This is a genomic window from Streptomyces sp. WAC 01529 (assembly GCF_003945545.1).
GTDB classification, from domain to species: Bacteria; Actinomycetota; Actinomycetes; order Streptomycetales; family Streptomycetaceae; genus Streptomyces; species Streptomyces anatolicus.
The window spans coordinates 3419112-3437861 of sequence record NZ_CP029617.1 but is presented as its reverse complement, the minus strand read 5'-3'; the positions used below and the strand labels follow the sequence as shown (position 1 = coordinate 3437861).

The following is an 18750-nucleotide window of genomic DNA, read 5'->3' as shown; positions in this document are numbered from 1 at the left end:
CGCTCCTAGCCCGCTGCCGCGTTCCTGGCCCTGCGCTCCATCGCGGCGCGGGCCGCCGCCTCGGTGGCGTACACCTCGCACATGTGGCGGCGGTCGGGGGTGAGCGTGTGCTCGACCTCCCACAGGCTGATCTCGCCGCCGTCGAAGAGCAGGAACGCGTGCTCGTAGAGCGAGAAGCTCACGCGCGCCTCGCCGCTCAGACCGGGACGGCCGAACGCCTGCGTTATCTGGTGCGCGAACGCCGCCCGCAGCAGCCGCGCGATGTCCTCCCCGGGCCGGTCCTCGACGTTCTCCGCGCGGCGCAGCAGGCGGCGCGCGTGGTCCGCGGAGTTGTCCGGCGCGTACACGTGCCGGGGCCCGGGGTCGGCGGGCAGCTGGAGCGCGACGGGCCGGCCGCACGGCGGCGGATCGGGCGGCAGCGGCAGCCGCGAGGTGGCGACGCCCGCCTCCTCCTCGTCGGCGTAGATCTCATACGTCGGGGTGCTGCCCTGCGCGGTGTTGTGGACCAGCTCCCAGAGGGTGAGCACGGAGGCGTCGGCGAGCAGCCAGGTGTGTCTGTACGTCTCGCGGTGCAGGCCCGCGCTGTGGTGCGCGGAGTGCAGGGAACTGTCGTGCGCGAGGGCCGATTCGAGGCGGCGTATGACCTCGTCCGGCAGGTCGAAGGAGTTCAGGGCACGGCCGAGGAGTCGCTCGAGATGCTCCTCCGGAGAGTGTGGCTCGGGCGACTCGGGTGGCTCGTACGCCGTTTCGTACGGAACGCTCAAGGCTTCTCCCGGCGTTGCTGCATGTCACCTGGTGAGTGCATACCGTAGCCCCTGGGTCGGACATCGTGCCCGGGAACGGGAAAACGCGCGAGCCACGAGGGAAGTTCCCACGTGGCTCGCTCAGTTGAGGGGCGCGCGAGGTGCGCGCCGGGAGGCGGGAGACGCACCCCGGAGGGGTGCGTCAGGTCGCGCTGCCCGCCGTCCACTCGCTCCAGGACATGTTCCAGCCGTTGAGGCCGTTGTCCGGGGCGATCGTCTTGTCGGGGGAGCCGGTGACCGTCACGACGTCACCGATCAGGGAGTTGTTGAAGAACCAGGCGCCCATGGTGTTCGGGTCGCCCGCGCCGCGCGCGTCCTGGAGGCCGACACAGCCGTGGCTGGTGTTGGCGCTGCCGAAGATGGACGGCGAGCCCCAGTAGTTGCCGTGGATGAAGGTGCCCGACGTGGACAGGCGCATGGCGTGCGGCACGTCCTTGATGTCGTACTCCCCGCCGAAGCCGACCGTGTCGCCGTTCATCCGGGTCTGGGTGAACTTCTCCGAGATCACCATCTTGCCGTTGTACGTCGGGTTCGACGGGCTGCCCGCGGAGATCGGGATGGTCTTGATGACCTTGCCGTCCCGCTCGACCGTCATCTTCTTGGTCTTGACGTCGACGGTGGAGACCTGCGCGCGGCCGACGGTGAAGGTGACCGTCTTGTGCTGCACGCCCGTGATGCCGTTGCCACCCTTCACGCCGTCCAGGTTGATCTTCATGGTGACCTTGGAGCCGGCCTTCCAGTACTCCTCGGGCCTGAAGTCCAGGCGCTGGTTGCCGAACCAGTGGCCGACGACCTTCTGGCCGCTGCTGGACGTCACCGTGATGTGCGACTGGACGTCCTTCTTCTCCGTGATCGCCTTGTCGAAGTTGAAGGAGACCGGCATGCCGACGCCGACCTTGGCGCCGCCGTCCGGGGTGTAGCTGCCGATGAAGCTGTTGGCGGAGGAGACGGTGGTGAACGTCGCGTTCTCCGTCGCCGCGTTGCCCTTGGCGTCCTTGGCGTTGGCGGTCACCTTGTACTTGGTGCCGCGCTCCAGCTGGGCCTTGGGCTTCCAGGTGGTGCCGTCGGCGGAGATGGTGCCCTCGACGGCGGCGCCGGACGTCACCGACGTCATCTTCACGCTGGTCAGCTTGCCGTGCTTGACCTTGACGCCGGTGGCGTTGATCGAGGCGTCGGTGGCGCCGTCCTTGGAGGAGATGGTGATGTCGGCGCCCTTGGCGGCGGCGCTCGCACCCTTCTTGTCGTTGTCGGCGTCCGCGTCTCCGCCGCAGGCCGTGAGGGTCAGCGCGCCCACGGCAGCGAGCGCGGTGGCTGCCAGCAGGGCACGGCGCCGGGGGTTGACTATGACTGACCTTGTCACGAGCTGCTCCAAGTACGTGTTCTGATCCAGTACGACTAAAGAGCGGCCCCACACGCGGAGTAGTTCCCTCCGCGGGGTGTGAGCGCGGGCACATTTACGGGCTCTGGTGGCGTCCCTTTCCGTAGAGGTCGAGGTACGCCGGGAACGTGCCGCCAGGCGTCCGGACGGACTCCGCGGCCAGCAGCGCCCGCACGATCGCGGCCGTCACCATGTCCGCGCCCGCGGCGAGGATCTCGTTGAGCGCGAGCGGGCTCCCGGCGTCCAGCGGGCGCTCCCCGGTGGCGAGGGCGAAGACCGTGTCGCCGTCGTTGAGAAGATGGACCGGGCGCACGGCACGCGCCATGCCGTCGTGCGAGGTCCCGGCGAGCTTCTGCGCCTGGGCCTTGGTCAGGTCGGCGTCGGTGGCGACGACGGCGAGGGTGGTGTTCAGGGGCGGCGGCCCACTCTCGGCCACGGCGTCGGCGAGGCGGCGCGTGGCCTCCTCGTGGACCTCCGGCGCGGGGTAGCCGACGCGCCGCCCCGCGAAGTACTCCCCGTACAGCGCGCCCGTCGCCGGGTCGAACCCCGAACCCGAGGCGTTCGCCACGACCAGCGCCGCGACCGTGATGCCCGAGTCGAGCCGGACGCTCGCGCTGCCGATGCCGCCCTTGAGCCTGCCGACCACCGCGCCGGTCCCCGCCCCGACGTTGCCCTCCTCCACCGGCGCGAACGGTTCGGTACGGGCGGCCGCCTCCACTGCGGCCCTGCCGGTCGCCGCGTCGGGGCGGGCCTTGAAGTCACCGCCGCGCCCCAGGTCGAAGACGCAGGCGGCCGGGACCACGGGCACGACGTGGGAGGGATCGGCGCCGACCCGCACCCCGCGGCCCCGCTCCTCCAGCCACGCGACCACCCCGGACGCGGCGTCCAGGCCGTACGCGCTGCCACCGGTGAGGACGACGGCCTCGACGCGCTGCACCAGATTGCGCGGGTCGAGGGCGTCGGTCTCCCGGGTACCGGGCCCGCCGCCGCGCACGTCCACGGCGGCGACAGCCCCGCCCTCGGGTGCCAACACGACCGTCGTTCCCGTCAGTTGTCCGTCGCCGCGCCGGGTGGCGTGCCCGACGCGCAGTCCCGCCACATCGGTCAGGGAGTCAGTAGTCATACGACGATGCGTACCACGCGCGGCGGCCGTGTGTACCGCGCGCGGCGGCCCTTCGCACCGTGCGCGGCGCCTTATGCGGACCGGGCGGCGCGGTTCATCCGGGCCGTGAGCGTCACCCCCGTCGCGACCGTCACCACCGCCACGATGCCCGCCACGAGCACCGCCCAGCGCCCCGCGAACGTACTCGCCAGCGTCGCCAACGCACTCACCGGCAGCACCATCTGCTGCGCGATGCCCACCTTGAAGTACCGGGAGTGCAGCGCCCAGACGGTGAGCAGATACAGGGCCGTCGGCACCGTCACCGCGGCCGACGCGGCCAGGGTCGAGATGTGCGCCTTGCCGACGGCCTCCTCGACCGCTACCTCGATCCCGGCACCGATCGCCGCGGCCGAGCCGAGGATCACGTAGTGGCCGTAACCCCACAGGAATGCCTGGCGGTTGCCGCGCAGCCGACCATGAGCGGGCACGACGAAGTAGATCCACCAGGCGGCGAAGACGATGAGCAGCCCGCCCGCGGCGATGGGCAGGAGTTCGTCGAGGGCGTCGTTCTCCTCGGTGCCCGACTTCACCGCGACCGTCGCCGCCGCGATCGTCTCGCCGAGCACGATGATCGTGAACAGGCCGTACCGCTCCGAGATGTGATGCGGGTGCCAGGCCGTCGTGTACGCCCGCTCCGCGATCAACGGCACGCACATCTCGGCGATCGCCATCACGAGGAAGAGCCAGGGCCGGGCGTCCTCCGGCAGGAACAGCAGTCCCGACCAGCCGATCTGACAGATCACCACACCGGCCGCGTACCGCAGGGCGGTGGTGCGCTCGGCGCCCCTCGCCGCTTTGGCCACCCGTAGCCACTGCGAGGAGAGCGCGATCCGCATGATCAGGTAGCCGAGCCAGAGCAGCAGGAAGTCGTGGTCCTGGAAGGCCTTGGAGACCCCGGCGGCGAAGACGAGGACACCGGCGATCTGGATCAGCGTGACCACGCGGTACAGCACGTCGTCGTTGTCGTACGCCGAAGCGAACCACGAGAAGTTGACCCAGGCCCAGAACAGCGCGAGGAAGACCATCGCGTAGTACAGGATGCCCTCGCCCGCGTGCGCCTCGGCGACGGAGTGCACCAGCTCGGCACCGGCCTGCGCCACCGCCACGACGAAACAGAGATCGAAGAAGAGTTCGAGCGGCGTCGCGGCGCGGTGCTCTTCGTCTCGCCCGCGGGCGAGGAGGGGGCGCAGGGGCTTGGCGAAGGCCGGTGAGCCGGAAGGGCCGGGAGCGCTGGAAGGGCCGGGAGCGCCGGAAGAACCGGCACCGGTCGAGTCGGAAGGGCCAGAAGTGGACGTCATGCCTCCACCACAGCAGAAGGCGTACGCCGAACCGGGCTGCGCCGCCCGGCGCGGCAGGAGGGCCACCCGGGCGGCGCACGGGGTCCGAAGTCCCCTTGATGTTCATGCCTTTGGGCCGGCCCTCGCATGCCCTACGACCCTGCCGCCGAAGCGCCCGGAAGACGACCTTGGAAGGGTCAGGCCCCGTGGCAAGGTCGGGACCCTGAGCGAACCGGGAACCAACATGAGATCGCCTGCCGCCCAAGAGACGCGGACCACGCCCGCGGGCACGTCCTACGCCCCCGCGCAGTACCGCCCCGGCCGGACCATCACCGACTGGGAACCGGAGAACGAACTCTTCTGGAAGTCCACCGGAAAGAAGGTCGCCGCCCGCAACCTGTGGATCGCCGTCCCCGCCCTCCTGGTCGCCTTCGTGGTCTGGCAGGTGTGGTCGGTCACCGCGACCAACCTCGCCGACGTCGGCTTCACCTTCTCCACCTCCCAGCTCTTCTGGCTGACGGCGGTCCCCGGCCTCACCGGCGGCACGGCCCGGATCCTCTACACCTTCCTCGGCCCGATGATCGGCCAGCGCCGCTTCACCGCGCTCTCCACGGTCGTCCTGGTCATCCCGCTGATCTGGCTCGGCATCGCGGTCCAGAACCCCGACACCTCGTACGGCGTGATGATCGCCATCGCGGCCCTGTGCGGCGTCGGCGGCGCCAACTTCGCCTCCTCGCTGGCCAACATCGGCTTCTTCTTCCCCAAGCGGGACAAGGGCAACGCGACCGGCATCAACGGCGGCCTCGGCAACCTCGGCGTCTCCGTCGTCCAGCTGGTCACCCCGATCGTCATCACCAGCTCGGTCATCGCGGTCGGCTCCGCCCAGCACAAGGCGGACGGCACACCGGTCTGGCTGCAGAACGCCGCGTTCCTGTGGGTGCCCGTCCTGGTGATCCTGGCCGCCGTCGCGTGGTTCGGCCAGAACGACCTCAAGGTCGCCTCCACCCCCTTCAGCCAGCAGAAGATCATCTTCAGGCGCAAGCACAACTGGCTGATGACCTGGCTCTACGTCGGCACCTTCGGCTCCTTCATCGGCTTCGCCGCGGCCCTGCCGATGCTCATCAAGACCACGTTCACCCCGATCGACGCGGCCTACTCCGCGGCCACGTACGCCTGGATGGGCCCGGCCGTCGGCGCGCTCGCGCGCTGGGCCGGCGGCTGGATCGCCGACAAGATCGGTGGGGCGAGGGTCACCATCATCTCCTTCGTCGGCATGGCGCTGTCGATCATCGGCGTCATCAACTTCCTGCCCTCCGGCGGCGGCAACGGCAACTTCTGGGGCTTCTTCGCCTGCTTCCTGTGCGCGTTCTTCTTCTCCGGCATCGGCAACGGCTCCACGTTCCGCCAGATCCCGGTGATCTTCCGCAACCAGCACCTGAAGGGCCTCACGGAGGGCACGCCCGAGTACGCGAAGGCGCTGAAGCAGTCGGAGATGGAGGCGGGCGCGGTCACCGGCTTCACCTCCGCCATCGCGGCGTACGGCTTCTTCTTCATCCCGGCGATGTTCGCCAACTTCGCGGTGACCAGTGCGATGTGGGGCTTCGTCGCCTTCTACGTCAGCTGCGTCGCGGTCGCCTGGTGGTTCTACGCCCGCAAGGGCGCCGAGTCGCCGAGCTGACGCCCCGGGCGGCGTGAGCAGTGATGTCGGGCCGGGCCGGGTGGGTGACCACCCGGCCCGGCCCTCTGCCGGGTCAGGACGTTCGGCCCCGAACTGAGGACCATTGCGGGGCCACTGATCGATCGGACAGGAGTGGAATGGGGACAGAGCGAAGAAGCGAGACGGAAGGTGCGGGTCATGACTGCCACTCCTGCGGAAGCAACCGTGAACGCCGAGGCCTGGGGCGGAAAGGCCTGGGACGGCAAGGCCTGGGACGGCTTCAAGGGCGGCCTGTGGCGGGACACCGTCGACGTCCGCGACTTCGTGCAGCAGAACTACACCCCCTACGAGGGGGACGCCTCCTTCCTGGCGGGCGCGACCGAACGCACCACCCAGGTCTGGCAGAAGCTCCTCTCCATGTTCCCCACGGAGATCGAGCGCGGCATCCACGACGTCGACGTGAAGACCCCCTCCCGCATCGACGCCTTCAAGCCCGGCTACATCGACGGCACCGCCGCCGACCACCGGGACCTGATCGTCGGCCTCCAGACCGACGCCCCGCTCAAGCGCGCCATCATGCCCAACGGCGGCTGGCGGATGGTCGAAGGCGCCCTCAACGCCTACGGGCACGAGGCCGACCCCGAGATCAGGGACATCTACACGCACCTGCGCAAGACCCACAACGAAGGGGTCTTCGACGCCTACACCCCCGAGATCCGCGCCTGCCGCTCCTCCGGCATCATCACGGGCCTGCCCGACGCCTACGGCCGCGGCCGCATCATCGGCGACTACCGCCGCGTCGCCCTCTACGGCGTCGACCGCCTGATCGCCGCGAAGGAGGCCGACAAGGCCGCCCTCGGCGAAGAGTGGGCCACCGAGGACGTCATCCGCGGACGCGAGGAGATCTCCGAGCAGATCAAGGCCCTCAAGGAACTGAAGGCCATGGCGATGTCCTACGGCTACGACATCTCCCTGCCCGCCACCACGGGCCGCGAGGCCATCCAGTGGCTGTACTTCGCCTACCTCGCCGCCGTGAAGGAGCAGAACGGCGCGGCCATGTCGATCGGCCGCATCGACAACTTCCTCGACATCTACCTCCAGCGCGACATCGAGGCCGGCCGCATCACCGAGACCGACGCCCAGGAGTTCATCGACGACTTCGTCATCAAGCTCCGCATCGTCCGCTTCCTGCGCACCCCCGAGTACAACGAGGGATTCTCCGGAGACCCGACATGGGTCACCTGGTCCATGGCCGGGATCGGGGAGGACGGCCGCCCGCTGGTCTCCCGCACCACGTTCCGCGCCCTCCAGACCCTCTACAACCTCGGCCCCGCCCCCGAGCCGAACCTCACGGTCTTCTGGTCGCGGGAACTGCCCGAGGGCTTCAAGGAGTTCGCCGCCCGGGTCGCCATCGACACTTCGGCCATCCAGTTCGAGTCGGACGAGCTGATGCGGCCCAAGTACGGCGACGACACCGCGATCGCCTGCTGCGTCTCGGCGATGGCCATGGGCAAGCAGATGCAGTTCTTCGGCGCCCGCGTGAACGTCGCCAAGGCACTCCTCTACGCCATCAACGGCGGACGCGACGAGAAGTCCGGCAAGACCGTCGTCCAGGGCTTCACGCCCATCGAGGACGAGTACCTGGACTACGAGACCGTCGCGCGGAGCTACGACGCGATGCTCGACTGGCTCGCCAAGACGTACGTACACGCGCTCAACGTCATCCACTACATGCACGACAAGTACGCCTACGAACGCCTCGAGATGGCGCTGCACGACCAGGAGATCCTGCGCACCATGGCGTGCGGGATCGCGGGTCTCTCGGTCGCCGCCGACTCCCTGTCGGCCATCAAGCACGCCAAGGTCAAGGTCATCCGCGACGAGAGCGGCCTCGCCGTCGACTACGAGATCGAGGGCGACTACCCCGCCTACGGCAACAACGACGACCGCGCCGACGAGATCGCCCGGCGCATCGTGCACGACTTCATGGAGAAGATCCGCAAGCACCCCACCTACCGGGACGCGGTCCACACCCAGTCGGTGCTGACCATCACCTCGAACGTCGTCTACGGCAAGAAGACCGGCAACACCCCCGATGGCCGCCGCGCGGGTACCCCCTTCGCGCCGGGCGCCAACCCGATGAACGGCCGCGACGAACACGGCTACATCGCCTCGGCGATGTCCGTCGCCAAGCTGCCCTACGACGACGCCGAGGACGGCATCTCGCTGACCAACACCATCACCCCGGACGCGCTCGGCCGCACCCCCGAGGAGCGGGTCGCGAACCTCGCCGGCGTCCTGGACGGCTACACGGCCAGTGGCGGCTTCCACATGAACGTCAACGTGCTGGACAAGGCGACCCTGGAAGACGCCATGGAGCACCCGGAGAACTATCCGCAGCTGACCATCCGGGTCTCCGGATACGCGGTCAACTTCATCCGGCTCACCCGCGACCAGCAGCTCGACGTGATCAACCGCACCTTCCACGGCTCCCTCTGAGCCCGCCTCCGGCAGTCCGGGAGTTACGCCATGGCAACCCTGCTCGGTACTGACATCCCCATACGCCCCCGGGTGGCCGACGAGGACGCGGCCACCCCCGCCGCGGCCGCGACCCATCGCCCCGTGACCGGCTCGGTCCACTCCTGGGACCTGTCCACTGGCCTCGACGGCCCCGGCAGCCGCTTCGTCACGTTCCTCTCCGGGTGCCCCCTGACCTGTCTGTACTGCCACAACCCCGACACCTGGCGGATGCGGGACGGCAAGCGGACCACGGCCGACGACGTGATCGCGGAGGCGGCCAAGTACACGACGTTCATCTCCGCGGCCGGGGGAGGAGCCACCGTCAGCGGCGGCGAACCCCTCCTGCAGCCCGTCTTCACCGGCGAACTGCTGCACCGGCTCAAGCACGAGCTGGGCCTGCACACCGCCCTCGACACCTCCGGCCACCTCGGCGCCCGCGCCACCGACGCCCTGCTCCGGGACGTCGACCTGGTCCTGCTCGACATCAAGTCCTGGCACCCCGAGACCTACGAGAAGGTCACGGGCCGCCCCCTGGAGCCCACCCTCGACTTCGCCCGCCGCCTGGCCGCCCTCGGTAAGGAGGTCTGGGTGCGCTTCGTCCTCGTCCCCGGCCTCACCGACGACCCGGCGAACATCGAGGGCGTCGCCCGCTTCGCCGCCTCGCTCGGCAACGTCCCGCGCGTGGACGTGCTGCCCTTCCACAAGCTGGGCGAGGCGAAGTGGGACGCGCTCGGCAAGGACTTCACGCTGCGCGCCACTCCCTCGCCGAGCCCGGCGCAGATAGCCGACGCCAAGGAGATCTTCGCTGCTCAGGGCCTCAAGGCCGTGTGACGGCGGGCGTCGGGCCGCAGCGACGTACCCTGGAAGCATGAGTACCGCCCCCGCCCCCGAATCGCGCGATCCGGAGGAGCCGAAGAAGCCGAAGCACGCGCTGATCTTCGACGATCCGCTGTCGCAGCAGTCTTCGGACGATACGGACCGAGGGTGGGGTGAGCGGGCCGAGTCCGGCGGCGACAGCGCCGCCGACCTCGCGCGGTTCCTCGACGAGAAGCCGCCCCACCACCTCTGAACCCGCGCTAGCGCTCGCTCCGCCCAGGGCCGCCCTGCCCCTGGCCTTCCGGGCCCGGACCTTCCTGTCCCGGCGCGCTCTGCCCGGAGCCGCGCTGCGCCACCAGGGCGTCGCGGATCTCCTTGAGGACCTCCAGCTCGGAGACCTCCATGACCTCCTTCGCCCCCTCCTTCGCGGCCCGCCGGGCGGTGACCTTCGCGAGGTACTTGGCCATCGGCAGCACCATCAGGAAGTACACGACGGCCGCCGTGATCACGAAGCTGAGGACCGCGCTGAGCACGGAACCCCACATGATCGGGATGCCCTTGACGACCTCGCCCGCCTTCACCTCGCAAGGGGACTTCAGGCACGAGCTGTAGTGGTCGAGATCCTTCGTGCCGAAGGCGCCGACCAGCGGGTTGATGACACCCTTCACGACCGAGTTCACGATGTTCGTGAACGCGGCGCCGATGACCACCGCGACCGCCAGGTCGACCACATTGCCGCGCATCAGGAAGGCCTTGAAGCCCTCCCAGACGCCCGGTTCCTTCTTCTCGCTCACCACGAGGCCTTTCGTTGCATGTGCGGGTTGCGGAACAAACGACTTCGCAACCTACGTCAGACCGTGACCGGCCTGTCCAATTCGCTCTCACGGACGAGCGACGTGACCGGGTGCCAGTGCGATCGTGAACGGTCGCGCTCATCGCAAGGTCACCGCCAGCCGGGCGCTCGCCCCGGCCCCGGCGAGCCGCGCCGCCGTGTCGCGCGGCACCGAGAGCACCACCAACGCCCCGCTTTCGGCAGGCCCTTCGGCCTGCTCGGGCACCTCGGACACGCGGGCCCCGGTCGCCACCACACGCGGCTTTGCACCACTGCCGGGTGATGCCTCGGCGGCGACCACGTCGACCCGGTCGCCGGGGCGCAGCAACCCCACGGCCGCCGCGTCCGCGATCCGCACCGGCGCGGTCACCGTCTCCGAGGCCTCCCGCTCCCGCGAGCGCTCGGCCGCCCCCGCGGGCCCCCGCGGCCGGTCCGCGTCCCCCGGGGCCGAGGCCGCGAGGGTGGCGGCGGTCATCGCGAGCCCCACGGCCAGGGCCCGCCGTCGGTGCCGCAGCAGCCGGCGCAGCCGTGGATGCCCGCCGCGCACCCGCACGGGGGAGAAGTGGGGGACAGGGCAGCCGTCCGACGGCCGGGCCTGGGAAGGGACTTGGGTCACGACAACCACCGCCTGCGATGCGAGGAGCTTGGCTTGCGCTCCCACGATGCAGGCCCGCGCCGATTCCCGCTGAGGCCCGTGGACTACCCGCCGGTTGTGGACAACTCCCTCACCCGAAGGGGAAGTTCCGTCACGGCAGCCGAATCCCCGGATCCATCCCACCCAGCGCCCCCGCGCACAGACACTCCCGCTCCCCGTCCGCCGCCACCGGCAGCCCGGCGATCGCGTCGAACAGCACGCCCCGCAGCCGGTCCACATTCGCGGCGAACACCTGGAGCACCTCCTCGTGTGAGACGCCCTCGCCGGTCTCCGCTCCCGCGTCCAAGTCGGTGACCAGCGTCAACGACGTGTAGCAGAGCTCCAGTTCCCGTGCGAGCGCCGCCTCGGGATGCCCGGTCATGCCCACCACCGACCAGCCCTGGGCGGCGTGCCAGAGCGACTCCGCCCGGGTCGAGAAGCGCGGCCCCTCGACCACGACGAGCGTCCCGCCGTCCACCGGCTCCCAGTCACGGTCGCGCGCGGCCTTCAGCACGGTGGCCCGCCCCGCCGGGCAGTACGGGTCGGCGAGCGACACGTGCACGACGTGGGGAACGCTGCCGTCCGGCAGCGGCACCCCGTCGAAGTACGTCTGCGTACGCGCCTTCGTGCGGTCCACCAGCTGATCGGGCACGAGCAGCGTCCCGGGCCCGTACTCGGCCCGCAGCCCGCCCACCGCGCACGGGCCGAGCACCTGCCGTACGCCGACCGAGCGCAAGGCCCACAGGTTGGCGCGGTAGTTGATGCGGTGCGGCGGCAGGTGGTGGCCTCGGCCGTGCCGTGGCAGGAAGGCGACCCGCCGCCCCGCGACCTCGCCGAGGAAGAGGGAGTCACTCGGGGCTCCATAGGGGGTGTCGACCTGGACCTCGGTCACGCGGTCGAGGAAGGAGTAGAGGCCGGAGCCGCCGATCACGCCGATCTCGGCCCGCGTCGCGTTCGCCGTGTTCACCATGGGCCGCACGGTATCCGCCCCCCGACACGCCGGGGACCCCGCCGTCGATGAACGGCGAGGTCCCGGAGAAAAAACCAGAAAGCCCTACGCGGCCGAGCTGGAAGCCAGCCCTACGCGAGCCGAGCTGCCTACGCGGCCGAGCTGGAAGACGCCGACGAAGAGCCGGAGGACGTCGAACCGGCCGACGAAGACGACGACGTGGCAGCCGCCGACGAAGAGGACTTCGCGTCGGACGCGGACGTGGACGTCGACTTGGACGGCGTCGAGGTCGACGGCGTGCTGCTCGACGACGAGCCGCGGCTGTCGTTGCGGTAGAAGCCGGAGCCCTTGAAGACGATGCCGACCGCCGAGAACACCTTCTTGAGGCGTCCGTCGCAGCTCGGGCACACGGTCAGGGCGTCGTCCGTGAACTTCTGCACCGCCTCGAGGCCCTCGCCGCACTCGGTGCACTGGTACTGGTACGTCGGCACTTGCTTCCTCCTGGCACTCTCACTCGATGAGTGCTAACGACGATCCATAGTGACGTATTCCGCGAGATCAGTCCACTGCGACCGGCACGCGGTGACCGACGCCACGTGCCACCGTGCGGCCCGAGGCCTTGGGGACGAGGCGCGAGCGCAGCGTCACGAGGACCACTAGGGCCAGTGCCGTACCGCCCAGCGGGACCAGGAATCCGGCCCCGTCCCAGAGGCGGTCCTCCAGCTGTCCGGCGACCGTGACGGCCGCCGCCTGGCCGAGCGCGACGGCGCCGGTGAGCCAGGTGAAGGCCTCGGTGCGGCCGGTCGGCGGGACCAGCTTGTCCACCAGCGTGTAGCCGGTGATCAGTGCGGGCGCGATGCAGACACCGACGAGCAGGCCGATCCCGGCGAGCAGCAGCGCGGAGTGCGCGGCCCACAGGCCGGAGGCCATCAGCGTGAGCGCCGCGTACGCGACGAGCAGGCGCCGCTGCGGGGAGACCTTCCAGGCGAGGGCGCCGCAGACGAGGCCGGAGAGCATGTTGCCCGCGGCGAACGTGCCGTACAGGACGCCGTTCAGGCCGGGCTCGCCGATCGACTCGGTGAAGGCGGCCAGCGAGACCTGCATGCCGCCGAAGACGGCGCCGATCCCGAGGAACGTCACGATCAGGACGCGCACTCCGGGGATCCGCAGCGCCGAGACGTGCTCCACGCGCGCGTGGCCCTCCTCGTGCTGCGAGGACGGCTTCGGCTGGGTGCTCTTCTGCGCGGCGAACAGCAGGCCGCCGACCAGGGTGAGCCCGGCCTCGGTGAGCAGGCCCGCGGAGGGGTCGATGCCGGTGCACAGCGCGGTCGCCAGGAGCGGGCCGAGGACGAACGTCAGCTCGTCGGTGACCGACTCGAAGGCGGCCGCGGTGGTGGCGAGCGGCGAGTCCTGGAGCTTGACGCCCCAGCGGGCCCGCACCATGGGGCCGATCTGCGGCGTCGAGGCGCCCGCGGGCACGGCCGCCACGAAGAGCGCCCACAGGGGGGCGTCGGAGAGCGCGAGGACGGTCAGGGCGATGACCGAGGCGGAGTGGACGAGCACGCCGGGCACCAGCACGGCACGCTGCCCGAACCGGTCGGCGAGCTTGCCGCTGAAGGGGGCGAACAGCGCCATGGAGACGCCGGTGGCGGCCGAGACGGCGCCCGCGGCACCGTACGAGCCGGTGGTGTGCTGCACCAGCAGGACGATGGAGATGGTCAGCATCGCGAACGGCTGTCGCGCCGCGAAGCCGGGGAGCAGGAACGTCCAGGCGCGAGGGGTGCGCAGGAGCTGTCCGTAACCCGGGCGGGATTCGGTGACCGTGGATGCCACGGCCCGTGCCTTTCTGCCGCCTGGTAGCGCGGCCGCCCTTGTAGGGCGACGGCGCCGAGAGCTGTCCTCTTGCGCGGAACTGCGGTAGATGCCGGGGCCCACTGCGAGGGCGCCACGGCCGCCATACGGTCGCGCCAGCTCTGCTTCAGGCAGAGTTGGTTCGATCTGGTCCCTTTATCGTACAGGCACAGGTCCCATTGGCCCCTGTGATTGCAGCGGATGAGACGTCCGCCACCTACGATTGGTGTTTTTCTCCGTCGGTTCCCAGCCAACTCGCGAGCTTTCCGCCGTGCCCGACCGCGCGCAGCCGCTTCTCGGCCGCGTCCCGCACCGGGTCGGTCGCCACCACCAGCAGCTCGTCGCCGCGCCGCAGCACCGTCGTCGGCAGCGGCACGAACGATTCGCCTCCCCGCACGATCAGCGTGACCGCCGACCCGGCGGGCAGCCGCAGTTCGGATACCTCCACGCCGTGCATCCGCGAGCCCTCGGGGATGCCCACCGACAGCAGGTGCCCCTGGAGCCGCTCCAGCGGCGCCGACTCGATGCCCAGGTCGGCGGCTTCCGGGGAGCCCCCGATCCGCAGTTTCCTGGCCAGCCAGGGCAGCGTGGGGCCCTGGATGAGGGTGTAGACGACGACGAGCACGAAGACGATGTTGAAGATCCGCTGGCTGTCCTCGACGCCGCTCACCATCGGGATGGTGGCCAGGATGATGGGCACGGCGCCGCGCAGGCCGGCCCAGGAGAGCAGCACCTTCTCCTGCCAGGGCATGCGGAACGGCAGCAGGCTCAGCACGACCTCCAGCGGGCGCGCCACCATCGTCAGGACCAGGCCGATGACGAGCGCGGGCCAGGCGTCGGCGAGCAGGTCGTGCGGGGTCACCAGCAGGCCGAGCAGGACGAACATGCCGATCTGGGCGAGCCAGCCGAGCCCTTCGGCGAAACCGCGGGTGGCGGGCCAGTGCGGCAGCCTGGCGTTGCCGAGGACCATCGAGGCGAGATAGACGGCGAGGAAGCCGCTGCCGTGCGCCATGGCGCCCGCCGCGTAGGCGGCGACGGCGATGGCCATGACGGCGATGGGGTAGAGGCCGGAGGCGGGCAGGGCCACGTGCCGCAGGCCGAAGGCGCCGAGCCAGCCCACCGTGATGCCGATCGCCGCGCCGATCGCCAGCTCCAGGGCGATCTTGCCGATCAGTACGTACCAGTCGTCCACGGGGCCCGCCGTGGAGAACGCCACGACGAGGATCACCACAGGGGCGTCGTTGAACCCCGACTCCGCTTCCAGGATGCCCGTGATGCGTGAGGGGAGCGGCACCTTCCGCAGCACCGAGAAGACCGCCGCCGCGTCCGTGGAGGAGACCACCGCGCCGATGATCAGGGCGGGCCGCCATTCGAGGCCCACCAGATAGTGCGCGGCCGCCGCCGTGACGCCCACGCTCACCGCGACGCCCACGGTCGACAGCACGGCGGCCGTCGGCAGGGCGGGCTTGATCTCTTTCCACTTCGTCCCGAGGCCGCCCTCGGCGAGGATCACGACCAGGGCGGCGTAGCCGATGACCTGCGTCAGCTCGGCGTTGTCGAAGTGGACGTCGCCGATGCCGTCCTGGCCCATGACGACACCGATGCCGAGGTACAGGAGCAGGCTGGGGAGCCCGCTGCGCGACGAGATGCGGACCGCCGCCACCGCGACGAGCAGAACGAGCGAGCAGACGAGCAGGAGCTGGTTGAGGTGGTGGACAGTCAGGGGCCGTTCCTTCCGCCGCGCGCACACAAGTACTTCTTGCGAGCCAAGTACTTCGTTACCTTACCTAATTGTTAACGCCTTCTTGATGTCTTCGAACGCGCATACGATCTTCGGGGGTCCGGTTCCTGACTCCGCGTCCGGAGCCGCAACGCCCTGCGCCTATGGTTGCTCCAGCGCTCCCAGAGCCGCCCACTCGACAGCACAGCCCGCCCTGCCGCTCGCGTAAGGACAGCAAGGACAGCGATGCCCTCCAACACCACCGCCTCTTCCGGTCATAAGTCCGGCAAGAAGAAGGGGCGCCGAGCCCGACTCGTCGTGATCGTCCTGGTCCTGGCCATCGTCGGAGGCATCGGCTTCGGCGCGTACTGGAGCATCAGCACCGTGCGCGCCTCCTTCCCGCAGACCAAGGGAACCATCAAGCTCGATGGTCTCTCGGGTCCCGTCGACGTGAAGCGCGACGGAAACGGAATCCCGCAGATCTACGCCGATTCCGACGCCGACCTCTTCATGGCGCAGGGCTACGTCCAGGCGCAGGACCGCTTCTGGGAGATGGACGTCCGCCGTCACATGACCTCCGGGCGGCTCTCCGAGATGTTCGGCAAGGGCCAGGTCAAGACCGATGAGTTCCTGCGCACGCTCGGCTGGCACCGGGTCGCGAAGAAGGAGTACGACTCCAAGCTCTCCCCGGAGACGAAGAAGTACCTCCAGGCGTACGCCAAGGGAGTCAATGCCTACCTCGCGGGCAAGGACGGCAAGGACATCTCCGTCGAGTACGCGGCGCTCGGCTTCACCAATGACTACAAGCCGCAGAAGTGGACGCCCGTCGACTCCGTGGCCTGGCTCAAGGCGATGGCCTGGGACCTGCGCGGCAACATGGAGGACGAGATCGACCGGTCCTTGATGACGAGCCGCCTCGGCCCCTCGCAGATCAAGGACCTGTACCCGGAGTACCCCTTCAAGCGGAACAAGCCCGTCGTGCGGGAGGGCGCCTTCGACAGCGTCACCAAGGAGTACGACGCCAAGGGCACCGCCACCGGCTCGCAGACCGGCACGGGCGGCACGCCCGGCACGGGGAGCGCGACAGGCACCGGCGGCGCGACAGGCACCGGCGGTACGGGCGGCGCAGCGGGCTCCGGCCTCGCCGGTGGCGCCCAGGCCCCGGGCGGCCTCCAGTCGCAGCTCTCAGGGGTATCCGACGCCCTTGACGAGGTCCCCGCGATCCTCGGCCCGAGCGGCAACGGCATCGGCTCGAACTCCTGGGTCGTCTCCGGCGAGCACACGATCACCGGCAAGCCCCTCCTCGCGAACGACCCGCACCTGGCACCGCGGCTGCCCTCCGTCTGGTACCAGATGGGCCTGCACTGCCGGTCGGTCTCCGACAAGTGCGGGTACGACGTCTCGGGCTACACCTTCTCCGGCATGCCGGGCGTGGTCATCGGCCACAACAAGGACATCGCCTGGGGCATGACGAACCTCGGCGCCGACGTCACGGACCTCTACCTGGAGAAGTTCACCGGGGACGGCTACCAGTACGACGGCAAGGTGCTGCCCTTCACCTCGCGCGTGGAGACCATCAAGGTCGCGGGCGGCAAGGAGAAGAAGATCACGGTCCGCGAGACCAACAACGGCCCGCTGATCTCCGACCGCAACGACGAACTGGTCAAGGTCGGCAAGAAGGCCCACGTCGACACCGCCGCCCCCGACCGGGGCGACGGCTACGGAGTGGCGCTGCGCTGGACCGCGCTGACCCCCGGCAAGTCCATGGACGCCGTCTTCGAGCTGAACAAGGCGGAGAACTTCACGCAGTTCCGCAAGGCGGCCGCTTCTTTTGAAGTGCCCTCGCAGAACCTGATCTACGCCGACACCAAGGGCCACATCGGCTACCAGGCGCCCGGCAGGATCCCGACCCGCGGCAAGGGCGACGGCTCGCTCCCGGCGCCCGGCTGGGACCCCGCGTACCGCTGGACGGGTTACATCCCGCAGGACGCGCTGCCCTACGAGTACGACCCCAAGCGCGGCTACATCGTCACCGCCAACCAGGCCGTGATCGACGACAGCGACAAGGCCAAGTACCCGTACAAGCTCACCTCGGACTGGGGCTACGGCGCGCGCAGCCAGCGGATCGACGACCTCATCCAGTCGAAGATCAAGAACGGCGGCAAGGTCTCCACCGAGGACATGCGCCTCATGCAGATGGACAACAGCAGTGAGATCGCCAAGCTGCTGGTGCCCAAGCTGCTGAAGATCGACGTCAAGGACAAGTACGTACGCGAGGCGCAGAAGCTCCTGGAGGGCTGGGACTACACCCAGGACGCCGACTCGGCGGCCGCCGCGTACTTCAACTCGGTCTGGCGCAACATCCTCAAGCTCGCCTTCGGCAACAAGCTCCCCAAGGAGCTGCGCGTCAAGGGCCAGTGCCTGAACGTCGAGCCGGCCGGCAACACCGGCCCCGCCGACGAGGGCAAGAAGGTGCGCGAGTGCGGTCAGCGCGACGCGGACTCGGCGCAGCCCGACGGCGGCGACCGCTACTACGAAGTGGTCCGCAAGATCCTCGACGACGAGACCAACGACTGGTGGAAGGCGCCCGCGACCCGTACGGACAAGGCGACCAAGAACCGCGACCAGCTGTTCAAGCGGGCTCTTGAGGACGCGCGCTGGGACCTGACGGCCAAGCTCGGCAAGGACGCCGACACCTGGAGCTGGGGCCGTCTGCACCGCCTCCAGCTGAAGAACCAGACGCTCGGCACCGAGGGCCCCGGCTGGCTGCAGTACGTGCTCAACCGCGGCCCCTGGAACCTCGGCGGCGGCGAGGCGGCGGTCAACGCCACCGGCTGGAACGCGGCGGGCGGTTACGGCGTGATCTGGGTGCCGTCGATGCGCATGGTGGTGAACCTCAAGGACTTCGACAAGTCCAAGTGGATCAACCTCACCGGTGCCTCGGGGCACGCGTACAACGCGCACTACACCGACCAGACGGACAAGTGGGCCAAGGGCGAACTCCTCCCGTGGGCCTACACGGACAAGGTGGTCGAGAAGGGCACGAGCGACAAGCTGGTCCTGCGTCCCTGACCGGGACCGGGACCGGCAGATCCCGAAAGGGCCCTCCACGCACGCGTGGAGGGCCCTTTCGGCGTTCCGGGGGGTCATC

Annotated in this window: 15 protein-coding genes; 5 read left to right on the top strand and 10 right to left on the bottom strand. The window is 69.8% G+C overall.

The window, feature by feature from the left end:
• Nucleotides 1-5: 5 nt before the first annotated feature.
• The 4 genes from DMA15_RS15300 to DMA15_RS15285 all read right to left on the bottom strand — a co-directional run bounded on the left by DMA15_RS15300 (nt 6) and on the right by DMA15_RS15285 (nt 4641).
• On the bottom strand, nt 6-764 hold the full coding sequence (locus DMA15_RS15300) for a DUF6227 family protein (RefSeq protein ID WP_125513304.1): 759 nt from the start codon (nt 762-764) through the stop codon (nt 6-8).
• Between the two features lie 181 nt (nt 765-945).
• The gene (locus tag DMA15_RS15295; protein WP_240659810.1) at nt 946-2163 is read right to left on the bottom strand and encodes an Ig-like domain-containing protein; all 1218 of its coding nucleotides are present in this window, start codon (nt 2161-2163) and stop codon (nt 946-948) included.
• 94 nt (nt 2164-2257) lie between these two features.
• Nucleotides 2258-3304 carry a P1 family peptidase gene (locus DMA15_RS15290; protein WP_125513302.1) on the bottom strand — a complete coding sequence of 349 codons (1047 nt, stop codon included), beginning with the start codon at nt 3302-3304 and terminating at the stop codon, nt 2258-2260.
• 71 nt (nt 3305-3375) lie between these two features.
• Complete coding sequence (locus tag DMA15_RS15285; protein WP_125513301.1) at nt 3376-4641, bottom strand: low temperature requirement protein A; 1266 nt, start codon at nt 4639-4641, stop codon at nt 3376-3378.
• A gap of 223 nt (nt 4642-4864) precedes the next feature.
• Here DMA15_RS15285 and DMA15_RS15280 point away from each other — a divergent pair, with 223 nt between their 5' ends.
• From DMA15_RS15280 to DMA15_RS15265, 4 genes are all read left to right on the top strand, one after another.
• Nucleotides 4865-6298 (top strand): NarK family nitrate/nitrite MFS transporter, encoded by a 1434-nt coding sequence (locus DMA15_RS15280; protein WP_125513300.1) that lies wholly within the window; start codon nt 4865-4867, stop codon nt 6296-6298.
• 177 nt (nt 6299-6475) lie between these two features.
• Nucleotides 6476-8776 (top strand): formate C-acetyltransferase, encoded by a 2301-nt coding sequence (pflB, locus tag DMA15_RS15275; RefSeq protein WP_240659809.1) that lies wholly within the window; start codon nt 6476-6478, stop codon nt 8774-8776.
• Nucleotides 8777-8806: 30 nt separating this feature from the next.
• Entirely contained in the window at nt 8807-9628 is an 822-nt protein-coding gene (gene pflA, locus DMA15_RS15270) for a pyruvate formate-lyase-activating protein (protein ID WP_125513299.1), read from the top strand.
• Nucleotides 9629-9665: 37 nt separating this feature from the next.
• Nucleotides 9666-9866 (top strand): hypothetical protein, encoded by a 201-nt coding sequence (locus DMA15_RS15265; RefSeq protein WP_125513298.1) that lies wholly within the window; start codon nt 9666-9668, stop codon nt 9864-9866.
• Nucleotides 9867-9873: 7 nt separating this feature from the next.
• Here the strand turns inward: DMA15_RS15265 and mscL are convergent, their stop codons facing one another.
• From mscL to DMA15_RS15235, 6 genes are all read right to left on the bottom strand, one after another.
• Nucleotides 9874-10407 carry a large conductance mechanosensitive channel protein MscL gene (mscL, locus tag DMA15_RS15260; protein ID WP_125513297.1) on the bottom strand — a complete coding sequence of 178 codons (534 nt, stop codon included), beginning with the start codon at nt 10405-10407 and terminating at the stop codon, nt 9874-9876.
• 138 nt (nt 10408-10545) lie between these two features.
• Nucleotides 10546-11061, bottom strand: coding sequence for an RcpC/CpaB family pilus assembly protein (locus DMA15_RS15255; protein WP_240659808.1), 516 nt, complete (start codon nt 11059-11061; stop codon nt 10546-10548).
• Nucleotides 11062-11191: 130 nt separating this feature from the next.
• On the bottom strand, nt 11192-12049 hold the full coding sequence (locus tag DMA15_RS15250) for an S-methyl-5'-thioadenosine phosphorylase (RefSeq protein ID WP_125513295.1): 858 nt from the start codon (nt 12047-12049) through the stop codon (nt 11192-11194).
• 128 nt (nt 12050-12177) lie between these two features.
• Nucleotides 12178-12519, bottom strand: coding sequence for an FmdB family zinc ribbon protein (locus tag DMA15_RS15245; protein ID WP_125513294.1), 342 nt, complete (start codon nt 12517-12519; stop codon nt 12178-12180).
• Between the two features lie 67 nt (nt 12520-12586).
• Nucleotides 12587-13861 (bottom strand): MFS transporter, encoded by a 1275-nt coding sequence (locus DMA15_RS15240; RefSeq protein ID WP_125513293.1) that lies wholly within the window; start codon nt 13859-13861, stop codon nt 12587-12589.
• 235 nt (nt 13862-14096) lie between these two features.
• Complete coding sequence (locus DMA15_RS15235) at nt 14097-15629, bottom strand: potassium/proton antiporter (RefSeq protein ID WP_125513292.1); 1533 nt, start codon at nt 15627-15629, stop codon at nt 14097-14099.
• Nucleotides 15630-15845: 216 nt separating this feature from the next.
• On the opposite strand from DMA15_RS15235, the gene DMA15_RS15230 reads away from it, so the two are divergent.
• A complete protein-coding gene (locus tag DMA15_RS15230; protein WP_125513291.1) occupies nt 15846-18671 on the top strand; it encodes a penicillin acylase family protein in 2826 nt (941 codons plus the stop codon).
• The last annotated feature ends 79 nt before the right edge of the window (nt 18672-18750 follow it).